We start from the raw sequence: 12,985 nt of genomic DNA on the forward strand, positions 1-12,985 counted from the left end.
CGATTTGCATAACTATTCAATATGCAACAGGTTGCTACTACAACCGAATTGTTGTCATAATAGCCATGCAAAAAACTCATAGCTCAGCGGAGAGCAATCGAATGCGGCGCAACTTCCCCCTTAATACTGTTGATGCTTTCCTGGTAACGGCCAAACATCTGAATCTGACTCGCGCGGCAAAAGAACTCTGTCTGACACAAGGTGCTGTCAGTCGTAAAATCTCGACGCTCGAAGAGTGGCTTGGCTATGCGTTGTTTGACCGCCATGCCCGTGGCTTGCATCTCACCCCGCAAGGTTCTGCCCTGCTCCCGGAGTTACAACATGCTTTTGAACACTTACTCAATGTGGCAAGCAATGCCTGCCATAAGTCCAGCGTTATCCGCCTGAAAGCCCCGACCTGCGCCATGCGCTGGCTGGTGCCGAAACTTGTACAACTGGAAAGTGTATCGCCCGAGATTCAGGTTGCATTAACCACGACCGTGGAACACGGCGTGAATTTCAAAAACGAACCTTTTGATGCCGCGATTATTTTTGGTCAACAAGGTAGTAGTGGCGTGTTGCTATTTGAGGAGCGACTTACGCCGGTCTTGAGCCAGCACCTGTTGCCGGAAGGTGTATTAACCACACAAGATCTAAGTCGTTTTACCTTTTTGCATCCAACGCCCGACCGCACCGACTGGACACTCTGGCTTGCGCAAAATACCGCCATCGCGCCTGCCATGAATAAAAATCAACACTTCGATACCATGGATTTAGCGATCAGTGCCGCGATTCAGGGGTTTGGCATTGCGATTGCCGATGCCACGCTGGTGGCCGAAGATTTACGCCGCGGGCGCCTGGTTCAGCCGTTTACCAACGAGGTAAAAACGGGAGCCAGTTACCATCTGGCTTTGCGATCTGGCAGCGAGGAAAGTCCTGCACTTGAGGCTTTTAAGGAGAGTTTGCTGACTTTACGCGAGTAAGATCACATTCTTCCCCACCCCCAAATGTAACCGTCAAATAAGAGATACAGATCACGAAATATTTTATAATGGGTAAAAAAAAGCCTGGATAAATCCAGGCTAAAGGCATTTCTAATGATAAAAAAAGACAGATTAAATTAAATGATTAACAGTATTGGCATATAACGGACGCTATTGGCATATAACGCACCTCTTCACGCTATCAATTAATTAAGGTGAGTTAAAATGCAAATTAAGAATGATTGAAGCGAATATATTCATGAAGCGAATGCTCATTTCTATTGTATCGTTTTGAATTATAACATCCATTTTGGTTACATTTATCCTGTGAGCATAACTGAACTTAATGAGTAGGATTGACTCACTTGTCGTCTCGTACGATTAGTGAACAATTAATGGATAATAATATACTCATCAGAGGGTGTTCTCATGTTTAGAAAAACATTGGCAATTCTAATCCCGGCATTATTGGCTGCGGGTTCTCTTCATGCGGCAGAAGTTTATAACAAGGATGGCAACAAGCTTGACCTGTACGGTAAAGTTGATGGCCTGCACTATTTCTCTGACGATGCCAATAAAGATGGCGATCAAACTTATGTGCGTCTGGGTTTCAAAGGTGAAACTCAGATCAACGATATGCTGACCGGTTATGGACAGTGGGAATATAACGTTCAGGCAAATAACACGGAAAGCAGCGGTGACCAGTCATGGACTCGTCTTGCTTTCGCTGGTCTGAAATTCGGTGACTACGGTTCATTTGATTACGGCCGCAATTACGGTGTGCTGTATGACGTTGAAGGCTGGACAGATATGCTGCCAGAATTCGGCGGTGACTCCTACAGCCAGGCTGATAACTTCATGACCAACCGTGCCAACGGCGTGGCAACTTACCGTAATACCGATTTCTTCGGCCTGGTTGACGGCCTGAATATCGCCGCTCAGTACCAGGGGGCGAATGAAAATTCCACCAATACCCAGGAAGGAACCGCAAATCGTAACGATGATAACGACGTTCGCAACGAAAATGGCGACGGCTGGGGTTTATCAACCACTTACGATCTGGGCATGGGCTTCAGCGCAGGCGCAGCTTACGCCTCATCTGACCGTAGTAATGATCAACAAACACAGACTAATGCGCAGGGAGACAAAGCGGACGCCTGGACTGCGGGCCTGAAATACGATGCTAATAACATCTATCTGGCGACCATGTATTCTGAAACCCGTAATATGACGTCATATGGCGATAGCAACGGTGTGGCAAATAAAACTCAGAACTTTGAAGTCACTGCACAATATCAGTTCGACTTCGGTCTTCGTCCTGCTGTTTCTTTCCTGATGTCTAAAGGCAAAGACCTTACCGCAACAAATAATAGCTCCGTGACCGGTGATAAAGACCTGGTCAAATATGCAGATATTGGCGCGACCTATTACTTCAATAAAAATATGTCCACCTATGTTGATTATAAAATCAACCTGCTGGACGAAAATGACAGCTTCTATAAAGACAACGGCATCTCTACCGATGATATCGTTGCTTTAGGTCTGGTTTACCAGTTCTGATTAGAATCTGAATTAACAGGCCCGCATTTAATTTGCGGGCCTGTTATTAACTATCCAAATTATTTAAATAGTTTTACAACAATCCGCAACGCCGTTTACTGCGGTCAGATGCCTGTTGGTACAACTCAAACTCATTTGCTACCGGCGCGCCGAGTGCTTGTTCAAATTCCTGGCGGCTAGAGTGGCCATGGCTTCGTGCCCCGCTTTCACTCCCCAGATTCGACTGGAAAATTCCCGCAGCACTTACTGGAAGAAAATCTTCATAAATAATCGGCTGCGCCACCAGCCAACCTCGTTCGATCAATGACTGCGGGTCATCACCGGGTTTAATCGCCTGACGGTGCATTTCACCCACAGGTGTTAAACGATAGCGGAAATAAGCCAGATCCTGGCAGCGCATAAGCGTTTCACTGTCAGGCAAGCGGCTGAATACTTCCTGTAAATGCTGCTGATGGCTGAAATTATCCTGCCCATTACCAGCTTCATTTAGCAACTCATCGTATAGCGCACGCCCTTTTGGCGTTAACGCCACACCGCGCTGCTCGATTTCCCCGAAGCGGGCAGTATGCGTACCGTGATGGACGCCGGCAAAAATAATTGGTTCTTCCAATGCTTTAAAGCTGGTCTGACGCAAAAGAATAGGGAAATTACGGCGTGGCGGGCCTTCGATTATCGCTTTTGGCGCGATGCCATATTCAGGCATCAACGCCTGAACCCGGTCGATATCCAGCGTCCGTGGTGTCAGGTGGTTGATATGGCAACCACGGAAGCAGACCACATCGGCAATCAGACGATGCTGCTGGTGAAACGCCTGGTAAGTTTGCGCATCGACCGTAGCATGACTATGCCAACGGAACGTTTCCAGCGCCTGACTCACAAACTCGTCGGCCTGCTCTTCGTTAAAAGCTCCCTGCTGATCGTAAATATCCAGCAACGCTCGACAACGAGGGGTGAAAATATCGCGTTCTGCGAGAATAGCTGCCGCAGTTTTACGCAGTTGCACATCGTCGATTAACTCAAGGCGCAGCAACGAGGTAAAAATACGGAACGGATTACGCGCCAGCGCCGCATCATCAATCGGACGAAACGCGGTGGAATGTACCGGGACGCCCGCTTGCGAAAGGTCATAATAGCCGACTGGATACATCCCCATTACCGCAAAAACGCGACGTAAGGTCGCCAACTCCTCCGCTTTACCCACTCGTATTGCGCCATGGCGCTCTACATTCAGGCGCGCCAGTTCATCGGCATTTTCTAATTGCTGTTGCAGATCGGGGTTATTTTCCAACACCGCCAGATTTACATCGGCGACTAACTCTAACAAGGTTCCGTACTGAGGCACCTCTTGCTGGTACATCGCCGACATTGCGTGCGAAAATTTTTCCCGAATATCATCAGCCGTGATGTTGTTCGCCATGATGTCGTATCTCCAGTGAATATTGCTGAAAGCGTAGAATGTTGCGCGGGAGTTTTGGGCGAAGAATTTTCGTTTTGTGATCGACTATACAGCCATACATCATAAGTAATGTTTACTGATTATTTCATAGCTTAAGGTTATATAAACCAGCCTTTAAATTCACTTTAATTTAACATGCCATTAACCGAGACTGTGGCTGGCGATAGTTAAAATTAAAATACATCGTCTCCTGTATCCCACAACTGGAGCTGGCTATGTCACAAATTTGGCAACCTCGTGAGCTTGTACATCGCGACTACGATTCCCATCCTCCGGCTTTCGCGCCGGGGTATAAAACCAGCGTGTTACGCTCACCACGCAATGCGCTGATCTCTTTGCAGAACTCATTGTCTGAGATTACCGGGCCTATCTTTGGTGCAAAAGATCTCGACCCCCTTGATAACGATCTGATCATGAATTACGCCAAAGACGGCTTGCCTATTGGTGAACGCATTATTGTGCATGGTTATGTTCGCGACGGATTCGGCCGTCCAATGAAAAATACGCTGGTTGAAGTGTGGCAGGCCAATGCGGGCGGGCGTTACCGCCACAAGAAAGACAAATATCTGGCCCCTATCGACCCAAATTTTGGTGGCTGCGGGCGCGTCTTGACCGATGAAAATGGCTATTACTTTTTCCGCACCATCAAGCCAGGCCCCTATCCATGGCGTAACCAGGCCAGTGACTGGCGCCCTTCCCACATCCACTTTTCGCTTTCCGGTGACTCATTCGCGCAACGCTTAATCACGCAGATGTATTTCGAGGGCGATCCACTGATTAAACAGTGCCCGATTGTGAAAACCATTAATAACGACGACGCCATTCGTACACTGATTGCCGAACTGGACACGCACGCAGCTGTGCCGCTCGATTGCCTGGCCTACCGCTTTGATTTGGTGTTACGCGGCCAACGCGCCACGCTGTTTGAAAACCGCACTCAAGGAGCCGTGTAATGAAAGATTATTTAGCGGAAACCGCATCGCAAACAGCCGGCCCGTATGTGCACATCGGCCTGGCTCCGCAAGCTGCCGGTTTTAACATTTTCGAGAAAAACTTTAGCCATGTGCTGACTAACTCCCATACTTATGGCGAGCGCATTATCGTTGAAGGACGCGTGTTTGATGGCTCTGGTACTCTGGTGCGCGATGTGTTGCTTGAAGTGTGGCAAGCCAACGCCGCCGGGCGTTATAACCATCCTGCGGATCAGCAAACAGAGAAACAACTGGATGAGGATTTCCGGGGCTGGGGACGTACTTGTTCAGATTTTGACAGCGGCGTATGGCGTTTTGAAACCATCAAACCCGGTGCTGTCACTGGACGAGATGGGCGCGTGATGGCCCCGCATCTGAATCTGTGGATTGTGGCGCGCGGAATTAATATCGGCCTGAATACGCGGATGTATTTTTCCGATGAGCAGGCAGCAAATGAAGCCGACCCGGTACTCAATCTCATCGAGTGGGAAGTTCGACGTAATACGCTAATTGGCAAGCGCGAGAAGCGTGGCAATGATGTGGTGTATACGTTTGATATTTATCTTCAGGGTGAGAAGGAAACAGTGTTTTTTGATGTTTAGTTGTTCGCCTGGGGCGGGCCTGACATTTTCCATTCACTGAACGTTCAGTGATCCCTGTAATCACCGAAACGGTGAACGAAACAAGGGGGGCTACCGTAATCCCCCGACACGTTCACCGTTAACAAGTGTTTCCACGAACGCAGAAATTAGGTGTGAACGGAAAACCTACAATTGCTCTATATTTATTGGAACCCCACCCACTTCCAATAAAATCTCGCCTAACCCGAATCATCAATTTAAATTAACCTTCCCTCACCAATTGTTATCAATTATCGATTTATGTTAATGAAATTTTGCTAGCAAGTTATCAAAATCAAACAACTTATCTTGTCAGCGCTACGGGTCTGTTTTTAACATCAGGTTATGGAAAAAAACGGTTTGTTTAGTCAGCGCATTCGCTTGCGCCATCTTCATACTTTCGTGGCTGTCGCTCAACAGGGAACTCTGGGGCGCGCAGCTGAAACACTTAATCTTAGCCAGCCTGCATTATCGAAAACACTTAATGAATTAGAGCAGCTAACCGGCACGCGTTTATTTGAGCGTGGGCGTCTTGGCGCACAAATGACGCTGATGGGTGAGCAGTTTCTGACGCACGCGGTAAAGGTGCTCGATGCGCTCAATCACGCAGGGCAATCGCTTAATCAAAAAGATGGGCAAAACACGACGGTTATCCGTGTTGGTGCGTTACCGACGGCAGCTCTTGGCATATTACCAAAGGTTATCGGCCAGTTTCACAAGCAGCAAAGTGACGTTACGCTGCAAGTCGCCACCATGAATAACACCATGCTGCTATCAGGTTTAAAATCTGGTGAGCTGGATTTAGGCATTGGCCGAATGTCCGATCCTGAATTGATGACCGGGCTTAACTATGAACTGTTATTTCTGGAATCGTTAAAACTGGTGGTTCGTCCAGGGCACCCACTACTGCATGAAAACATCACGCTAAGCCGCGTGATGGAGTGGCCGGTGGTGGTGTCGCCAAAAGGGACGATTCCACGCCAGAATGCTGAATCGCTGCTTTCAAGCCAGGGCTGTAAAATGCCTGCAGGCTGCGTCGAAACGCTTTCCGCCTCTCTTTCTCGCCAGTTGACCGTGGATTATAACTACGTGTGGTTTGTGCCATCTGGCGCAGTGAAAGAAGATTTACGCCAGGGAACGTTGACCTCGTTGCCGGTGGCAACACAAGGTGCTGGTGAGCCGATTGGTATTTTGACTCGCGTTGATACGCCGCTTTCGGCGAGTGCACAAATTCTGCTGGCTTCGATTCGGAAGTCGATTCCGGGTTGAATAATGGTGGATAACGCCCGCGGCGTATCCACCCTACAACACCGTTTTCGTAGGTCGGATACGCGTCAGCGTCATCCGACATTAATTAACCCGCTGCATCCATCTCATCAAACACCTGTTGTGCAAGATGCATAGTGGCGTTGGCGGCGGGTAAACCGCAGTACAGCGCCGAATGCATGATCAACTCTTTTAATTCATCACGCGTCACGCCGTTGTTAAACGCCGCTCGCAGGTGCATTTTCAGCTCAGCCTCACGGTTAAGCGCAATCAACATGGCGATGGTTATCATGCTACGCGTGTGGCGCTCAAGTCCTGGGCGTGTCCAGATGTCCCCCCATGCATAGCGCGTAATGAAGTTCTGGAACTCCTCATTAAGCGGCGTAAGTTGCGACAATGTACGATCGACATGTTTATCACCCAGCACTGCCCGGCGCACGTCCATCCCTTGCTGGTAATGTTCTTCGTCCTTCATCTCAGTCGCCCTGTTGAATAAAGTTAAGCAGCGCGACGTTGAAACCGTGCGCATCTTCAATGCTGGAGAGGTGTGAAGCCTTGAGCGTAACGAGATGCGAACCGCGCACCTGCTGATGCATAAACTCACTGTCAGCTATGGTACAAACCGGGTCGTTAGCTCCGGCGATAAACTGCATCGGTAATGTGATGCTGCCAATTTCCGCACGTAAATCTGCCGCTGCCAGTGCTTCACAACAGGCGGCATAACCTTCGGCACTGGTCTGCGCCAGGGTTGCACATAACGCATCGACTTGCTCATGATGGTGCTTAACAAAATCATCAGTAAACCAGCGTGACGGTGCGCTTTTGGCAATCGCCGACATCCCTTCGTGGCGAACAGTGCGAGCGCGATCCAGCCAACCGCTTTGTTCGCCAATTTTCGCGGCACTGTTGGCGACGGTAACCGAAAGAAAACGCTCTGGTGCAAAACGCGCCAGCCAAAGGCCTGTTAACCCTCCCATTGAAATCCCGCAGAAATGCGCCTGCTTAACGCCCGCATCGTCCATCACGCTGATAACATCTTCCGCCAGTTGTGGCAGTGTTGTTTTCTCGTTTTTCGTTGTACGCCCGTGACCATGCGTGTCGTAACACAACACGCGAAAGTTTTCGCGCAATGCCGCCATTTGCGGCTGCCACATCTCAAACGTGGTACCCAATGAATTAGATAGCACTACCACTGGCGCGCCAGCTGGCCCTTCCAGTTGATAATAAAGGCTCATTTTACCCTCCTGGTTTGTTGTGTCGCCCGCGCCAGAACCTGGTTGATGAAATGATCATTACTGCCAATGGCGTGTTGCGGGTCGAGCAAATGTTCGATTTGTGTCGTTGAAAGATGGGCACTGACATCAGGATGTTGTGCAAGTAGCGTCGCAAGCGGTTGGTTTTCATCGAGTGCGCGATGACAAAGTTGCTCCACCAGATGGTGAGCAGCCTGTTTTCCGATGAACTTCGCCAGCGCCAGCGTGACCGACTCCGCCATAATCAAGCCGTGAGTGATATCCAGGTTCGTACGCATTTTCGCGGTATGAACCTGCATACCGGTCAGCAATTCGAGCGTGGTTTGCATCACCCCCCCCGTCAGCATCACAAGCTGTGGCAGGGTTTCCCATTCCGCCTGCCAGCCGCCGAGCGCCCTTTCATGTTGCTGATTCTGGCTGGCGTACAGCGTTGCCATCATCCCCGGAATACGCATGGTGGCAGTCAGAATAGCGGCACAACTCACCGGATTTCGTTTATGGGGCATGGTGGATGAGCTACCACGCCCTTCAGCAACCGGTTCACCCACTTCTGCAACTTCGGTTTGCATCAGTAATGAAAAATCGTTGGCGAATTTGCCGAGTGTGCTGCTGACGCCGGAAAACCATGTGGCAGCCTCAAGTAATCTGTCGCGCTGGCTATGCCACGGAGTATCGGACGGATTTAGCGCCAGGATGTTTGCCAACACTTGCGCCACAGGAATGCCCTGATCTTTAAGCGATGCCAACGTGCCCGCAGCTCCGCCGAATTGCAGCACCAAAACACGCGGTTTTAATTCATACAAACGCTGCTGCCAGCGCAACAGTGCATCAAGCGTTCCTGCCAGTTTAAGACCAAAAGTAATCGGCAATGCGTGCTGCATCCAGGTGCGGCCTGGCATCACGCTATGCTGGTGTTGTTGGACTTGCGCGGCTAAAACATCGATCAACTGGCCGAGCAGCAATTCAGAGGCTTCAAATGCAGTGCGCAGTTGCAGCACCAGACCCGTGTCAATCACATCCTGACTGGTTGCTCCCCAGTGAACGTAACGCGCGGCCTGTTCATCTTGCTGTTTTACGTTGGCGGTGAGCTGTTTCACCAATGGGATCGCCAGATTTCCAGCGCCTGCCGCCGCTTGTGCTAAGGCTTCACTATTGAGTTTTGTGGCCTGACACTGCCCGGAAATAATGTTCACCGCGGACGCCGGGATCACGCCGCATTGCGCACAGGCCTGTGCCAGTGCTGCTTCAAAATCCAACATCCCTTGTAACGTGTTTTCATCGCTGAAAATTTCAGTTAGCGGTGATGCACGCAACATTGGGGTAAACAGTGTCATGCCAGCTCCTTAAACGCGTTCAATAATCAGTGCAATCCCCTGACCAACACCAATACACATGGTACAAAGCGCGTAACGCCCGCCGCTGCGCTTGAGTTGATACGCGGCAGTCATAGCCAGACGCCCACCGGATGCTCCAAGCGGATGCCCAAGCGCAATGGCGCCGCCGTTAGGATTCACATGCTCTGCGTCATCCGGCAGGCCAAGGTCGCGCATCACCGCCAGTGCCTGTGCGGCAAAGGCTTCATTTAATTCAATCACATCCATCTGTGCGAGCGTTAACCCAGTTTGCGCCAGCACTTTGCGCACTGCCGGAGCCGGGCCAAAGCCCATAATCCGTGGCGCAACGCCTGCGGTTGCCACGCCGACGACACGCGCCAGCGGCTGCAAACCGTGAGTGTTGAGTGCCTGTTCGCTGGCGAGCAGCAAAGCGCATGCACCGTCATTAACACCCGATGCGTTCCCGGCTGTAACGGTGCCCTCTGCACGCACCACGCCTTTAAGCTTTGCCAACGACTCAATGGACGTAGAACGCGGATGTTCGTCGCGGGTAAACAGGAGCGCTTCGCCTTTGCGCTGGGCGATGGAAACGGGAATGAGTTCATCATCAAAAATACCCATTTCCTGGGCTCGAGCGGTGCGTAACTGACTACGTAAGGCAAAGCCGTCCTGATCCTCACGGTTAATATTAAAGTCAGTCGCCACGTTTTCTGCCGTTTCTGGCATTGCATCCACGCCATACTGCGCTTTCATTAGCGGGTTGATAAAACGCCAGCCAATGGTGGTGTCTTCCATTTTCATATTGCGGCTAAAGGCACTTTCCGCTTTGCCCATCACAAACGGTGCACGCGACATGCTTTCTACGCCACCGGCAATCATCAGCTGCGTTTCACCGCTTTTGATAGCCCTTGCCGCAACACCCAGCGCATCAAGGCTTGAACCACACAAACGGTTGATGGTGCTGCCCGGAACAGTTTCCGGCATTCCTGCCAGCAACAGCGCCATACGCGCTACGTTGCGGTTATCTTCCCCCGCCTGGTTTGCACAGCCGTAAATCACATCATCAATCGCCGACCAGTCGAGATTTGGGTGGCGTGCGATGAGGGCTTTCAGCGGCAGTGCGGCTAAATCATCGCTACGAACAGTGGACAGTGTGCCACCAAAACGACCGAACGGAGTACGCACTCCATCACAGATAAATGCTTGATTCATCATAGTTCCTTACGCGCTTTCTGCCAGTTGTTCGAAGCCAAGTGTGACCGGGGTAATACGTTGTAGTTCTTCAAAAGAGAGGCCATTAAAGATTTCGCGCACTACCGGGCCTTTTTCAGTGATATCAATCACCGCGAGGTCGGTGTAGATGCGGCTGACGCAGCCGATTCCAGTTAGCGGATAGGTACAGGTTTCCACCAGCTTGCATTCGCCGTCACGCGTCAGGTGGTCCATCATCACAAAGACCTGCCGAGCGCCGATGGCTAAGTCCATTGCTCCACCCACAGCCGGGATGGAGTCCGGTGCGCCAGTGCTCCAGTTAGCGAGATCACCCATTGCGGAAACCTGATAAGCACCCAAAACGCAGATATCAAGATGGCCGCCACGCATCATGGCAAAAGAGTCGCCGTGGTGGAAAAAGCAGCCACCGGTCAGCAAGGTGACAAACTCTTTTCCGGCATTTATTAGCTCAGGGTCTTCTTCGCCTTCTGCGGGTTTTGGCCCCATGCCCAACAAGCCGTTTTCGCTATGCAGGAAGATCTCTTTATCCACCGGAAGGTAGTTAGCGATGCGCGTTGGCAAACCGATGCCAAGATTGACGTAAGCGCCTTCGGGGATATCACGAGCGACACGTTGTGCCATTTCATCACGGGTTAATTTTTTCACTTTGGGCTCCTTATGCACTTTGCGCCAGTGAGTTTTCGACTGCGACCAGACGCTGAACAAAAATGCCCGGCGTGACGATATTCTCTGGGTCGAGCTCACCTAATGGCACCACGCGGCTGACTTCGGCGATGGTTACGGTCGCGGCGGTCGCCATGATTGGCCCAAAGTTACGTGCCGCTTTGCGGTACACCAGGTTTCCCCAGCGGTCACCTTCATACGCTTTGATTAATGCAAAATCAGCTTTTAGCGGATATTCCAGCACGTACTGGCGGCCATCGATTTCGCGTGTTTCTTTGCCGTCTGCCAGTGGCGTACCGAAACCGGTGGGCGTGAATACCGCCCCTAAACCTGAACCCGCAGCCTGAATGCGGGCTGCAAGGTTGCCTTGTGGCACCAGTTCCAGCTCGACTTTACCGCGGCGATACAGGTCATCAAAAATTTGTGAATCCACCTGGCGTGGGAATGAGCAGACCATTTTGCGCACGCGTCCGGCTTTCAAAAGTGCCGCTAGCCCCACTTCCCCGTTTCCTGCGTTGTTATTGATAATGGTCAGGTCACAAGCGCCCTGTTCAATCAAGGCATCAATAAGATGGGTGGGTTGCCCTGCGGTTCCGAAGCCACCAATCATAATGGTGGCTCCGTCGAAAATTCCGGCAACCGCTTCTTCAAGCGAAGCCACACTTTTGTTGATCATCACTCTGCTCCTTGGTGTGCGTCATTCGCACAAGTTTGCGTTGTTCGAACAAAATGTGACCCCGTTAACGAAGCTGGTCAAGGGCGATAATCGAAATATGGTGCGATTATCGAACATCATGTATCTTTGTTTTCAGAGTGTGATCAGCGGCGAAATTTGAGGAGAACAGAATGGAAATTGAACGTGATGAAGTAACGACGGGGGAAGTCGATCCCTTTAAAGGCGACCCGAATTTTATGGCATCTCTGGCTCGCGGATTAGAAGTGATTCAGGCATTCACCCCACAGCGGCGACAAATGTCTATTTCACAAATTAGCCAGAAGACCGGGATTCCCCGCGCGGCGGTGCGACGCTGTTTGTACACTCTGGGCAAGCTTGGTTTTGTCTACGCCGAAGATGGTAAATACTACCAATTGCGCCCGCGGATTTTATCGCTGGGCCATGCTTATCTGGCCTCTACGCCACTGGCGAAATCCACGCAACCGGTGCTCAAGCATCTGAGTGAAATGCTCAACGAGTCCTGTTCAATCGCCACGTTAGATGGCGACGATATTCTGTATATCGCCCGCGCTTCCAGCTCGCGCATCATGACCATTGATTTGGATATCGGCAGCCGCCTGCCCGCGTGGTCAACATCCATGGGCCGCGTATTACTGAGTTATTTGCCAGAAGAACAGCTCAACGATTTCTTAGGTCGCATCACTATGATTCGTTACACACCGCAGACTGTGGATTCGGTGAGCAAACTACGCGAAGAGTTAAAACGTGTGCGCCAGCAAGGTTACGCGCTTAACGATCAGGAACTGGAGATGGGGTTGCGTTCGATAGCCGTTCCCCTGGTCAACCCAGAAGGAACGGTGGTTGCAGCACTTAACGTTGGTGTTCATGCCGGGCAGGTTTCCGCACAAGAATTGCTTAACCGTGTACTGCCTAAGTTGCAGGAAGCGGCGCAGGAGTTGTCGCTGTTGTTGAAATAGGCAGGTCGGAAACG

General features: G+C 50.9%; 13 protein-coding genes. 6 read left to right on the forward strand and 7 right to left on the reverse strand.

The annotated features are described in order from the left end of the window. Positions 1 to 101 precede the first annotated feature (101 nt). Together IX31_RS03280 and ompC are read left to right on the forward strand one after the other, a co-directional pair. Positions 102 to 962, forward strand: a complete 861-nt coding sequence (locus IX31_RS03280) for a LysR substrate-binding domain-containing protein (protein ID WP_034455731.1) — start codon at positions 102 to 104, stop codon at positions 960 to 962. 429 nt (positions 963 to 1,391) lie between these two features. Beyond that, positions 1,392 to 2,522, forward strand: coding sequence for a porin OmpC (gene ompC, locus IX31_RS03285; protein ID WP_034455732.1), 1,131 nt, complete (start codon positions 1,392 to 1,394; stop codon positions 2,520 to 2,522). Positions 2,523 to 2,595: 73 nt separating this feature from the next. Here ompC and hglS read toward each other — a convergent pair whose 3' ends face one another. After that, on the reverse strand, positions 2,596 to 3,939 hold the full coding sequence (hglS, locus tag IX31_RS03290) for a 2-oxoadipate dioxygenase/decarboxylase HglS (protein WP_034455733.1): 1,344 nt from the start codon (positions 3,937 to 3,939) through the stop codon (positions 2,596 to 2,598). Between the two features lie 254 nt (positions 3,940 to 4,193). On the opposite strand from hglS, the gene pcaH reads away from it, so the two are divergent. The 3 genes from pcaH (at position 4,194) to pcaQ (ending at position 6,838) form a co-directional block, all read left to right on the forward strand. Beyond that, positions 4,194 to 4,931, forward strand: a complete 738-nt coding sequence (pcaH, locus tag IX31_RS03295) for a protocatechuate 3,4-dioxygenase subunit beta (protein ID WP_034455734.1) — start codon at positions 4,194 to 4,196, stop codon at positions 4,929 to 4,931. Then, complete coding sequence (pcaG, locus tag IX31_RS03300; RefSeq protein ID WP_034455735.1) at positions 4,931 to 5,551, forward strand: protocatechuate 3,4-dioxygenase subunit alpha; 621 nt, start codon at positions 4,931 to 4,933, stop codon at positions 5,549 to 5,551. Before pcaH ends, pcaG begins: the two co-directional genes overlap by 1 nt. Positions 5,552 to 5,914: 363 nt before the next feature. Then, positions 5,915 to 6,838 carry a pca operon transcription factor PcaQ gene (pcaQ, locus tag IX31_RS03305; RefSeq protein WP_034455736.1) on the forward strand — a complete coding sequence of 308 codons (924 nt, stop codon included), beginning with the start codon at positions 5,915 to 5,917 and terminating at the stop codon, positions 6,836 to 6,838. An 85-nt stretch (positions 6,839 to 6,923) separates the two neighbouring features. Here the strand turns inward: pcaQ and pcaC are convergent, their stop codons facing one another. The 6 genes from pcaC to IX31_RS03335 are packed head-to-tail and all read right to left on the reverse strand — an operon-like array spanning position 6,924 to position 11,994. Further along, on the reverse strand, positions 6,924 to 7,310 hold the full coding sequence (pcaC, locus tag IX31_RS03310) for a 4-carboxymuconolactone decarboxylase (protein ID WP_034455737.1): 387 nt from the start codon (positions 7,308 to 7,310) through the stop codon (positions 6,924 to 6,926). A gap of 1 nt (position 7,311) precedes the next feature. Then, positions 7,312 to 8,070, reverse strand: a complete 759-nt coding sequence (gene pcaD, locus IX31_RS03315; RefSeq protein ID WP_034455738.1) for a 3-oxoadipate enol-lactonase — start codon at positions 8,068 to 8,070, stop codon at positions 7,312 to 7,314. Beyond that, positions 8,067 to 9,422: a 3-carboxy-cis,cis-muconate cycloisomerase gene (locus tag IX31_RS03320; RefSeq protein WP_034455739.1), complete on the reverse strand. Its 1,356-nt coding sequence runs from the start codon at positions 9,420 to 9,422 to the stop codon at positions 8,067 to 8,069. The genes pcaD and IX31_RS03320 overlap by 4 nt, the downstream gene beginning before the upstream one ends. A 9-nt stretch (positions 9,423 to 9,431) precedes the next feature. Continuing rightward, a complete protein-coding gene (gene pcaF, locus IX31_RS03325; protein WP_034455740.1) occupies positions 9,432 to 10,634 on the reverse strand; it encodes a 3-oxoadipyl-CoA thiolase in 1,203 nt (400 codons plus the stop codon). Positions 10,635 to 10,643: 9 nt separating this feature from the next. Beyond that, complete coding sequence (locus IX31_RS03330; protein ID WP_034455741.1) at positions 10,644 to 11,300, reverse strand: 3-oxoacid CoA-transferase subunit B; 657 nt, start codon at positions 11,298 to 11,300, stop codon at positions 10,644 to 10,646. A gap of 10 nt (positions 11,301 to 11,310) precedes the next feature. After that, a complete protein-coding gene (locus IX31_RS03335) occupies positions 11,311 to 11,994 on the reverse strand; it encodes a 3-oxoacid CoA-transferase subunit A (protein ID WP_034455742.1) in 684 nt (227 codons plus the stop codon). Positions 11,995 to 12,164: 170 nt separating this feature from the next. On the opposite strand from IX31_RS03335, the gene IX31_RS03340 reads away from it, so the two are divergent. Then, positions 12,165 to 12,971 (forward strand): IclR family transcriptional regulator domain-containing protein, encoded by an 807-nt coding sequence (locus IX31_RS03340; protein ID WP_034455743.1) that lies wholly within the window; start codon positions 12,165 to 12,167, stop codon positions 12,969 to 12,971. Positions 12,972 to 12,985: the final 14 nt, after the last annotated feature.

Source organism: Buttiauxella noackiae, from assembly GCF_000737905.1.
In the GTDB taxonomy this organism is placed as follows: Bacteria; Pseudomonadota; Gammaproteobacteria; order Enterobacterales; family Enterobacteriaceae; genus Buttiauxella; species Buttiauxella noackiae.

Excerpts from the sequence above, each read along its gene's own strand:
- IX31_RS03280 (WP_034455731.1), top strand. The coding sequence starts at position 102 with ATGCGGCGCAACTTCCCCCTTAATACTGTTGATGCTTTCCTGGTAACG.
- ompC (WP_034455732.1), top strand. The coding sequence starts at position 1,392 with ATGTTTAGAAAAACATTGGCAATTCTAATCCCGGCATTATTGGCTGCG.
- hglS (WP_034455733.1), bottom strand. The coding sequence starts at position 3,939 with ATGGCGAACAACATCACGGCTGATGATATTCGGGAAAAATTTTCGCAC.
- pcaH (WP_034455734.1), top strand. The coding sequence starts at position 4,194 with ATGTCACAAATTTGGCAACCTCGTGAGCTTGTACATCGCGACTACGAT.
- pcaG (WP_034455735.1), top strand. The coding sequence starts at position 4,931 with ATGAAAGATTATTTAGCGGAAACCGCATCGCAAACAGCCGGCCCGTAT.
- pcaQ (WP_034455736.1), top strand. The coding sequence starts at position 5,915 with ATGGAAAAAAACGGTTTGTTTAGTCAGCGCATTCGCTTGCGCCATCTT.
- pcaC (WP_034455737.1), bottom strand. The coding sequence starts at position 7,310 with ATGAAGGACGAAGAACATTACCAGCAAGGGATGGACGTGCGCCGGGCA.
- pcaD (WP_034455738.1), bottom strand. The coding sequence starts at position 8,070 with ATGAGCCTTTATTATCAACTGGAAGGGCCAGCTGGCGCGCCAGTGGTA.
- IX31_RS03320 (WP_034455739.1), bottom strand. The coding sequence starts at position 9,422 with ATGACACTGTTTACCCCAATGTTGCGTGCATCACCGCTAACTGAAATT.
- pcaF (WP_034455740.1), bottom strand. The coding sequence starts at position 10,634 with ATGAATCAAGCATTTATCTGTGATGGAGTGCGTACTCCGTTCGGTCGT.
- IX31_RS03335 (WP_034455742.1), bottom strand. The coding sequence starts at position 11,994 with ATGATCAACAAAAGTGTGGCTTCGCTTGAAGAAGCGGTTGCCGGAATT.
- IX31_RS03340 (WP_034455743.1), top strand. The coding sequence starts at position 12,165 with ATGGAAATTGAACGTGATGAAGTAACGACGGGGGAAGTCGATCCCTTT.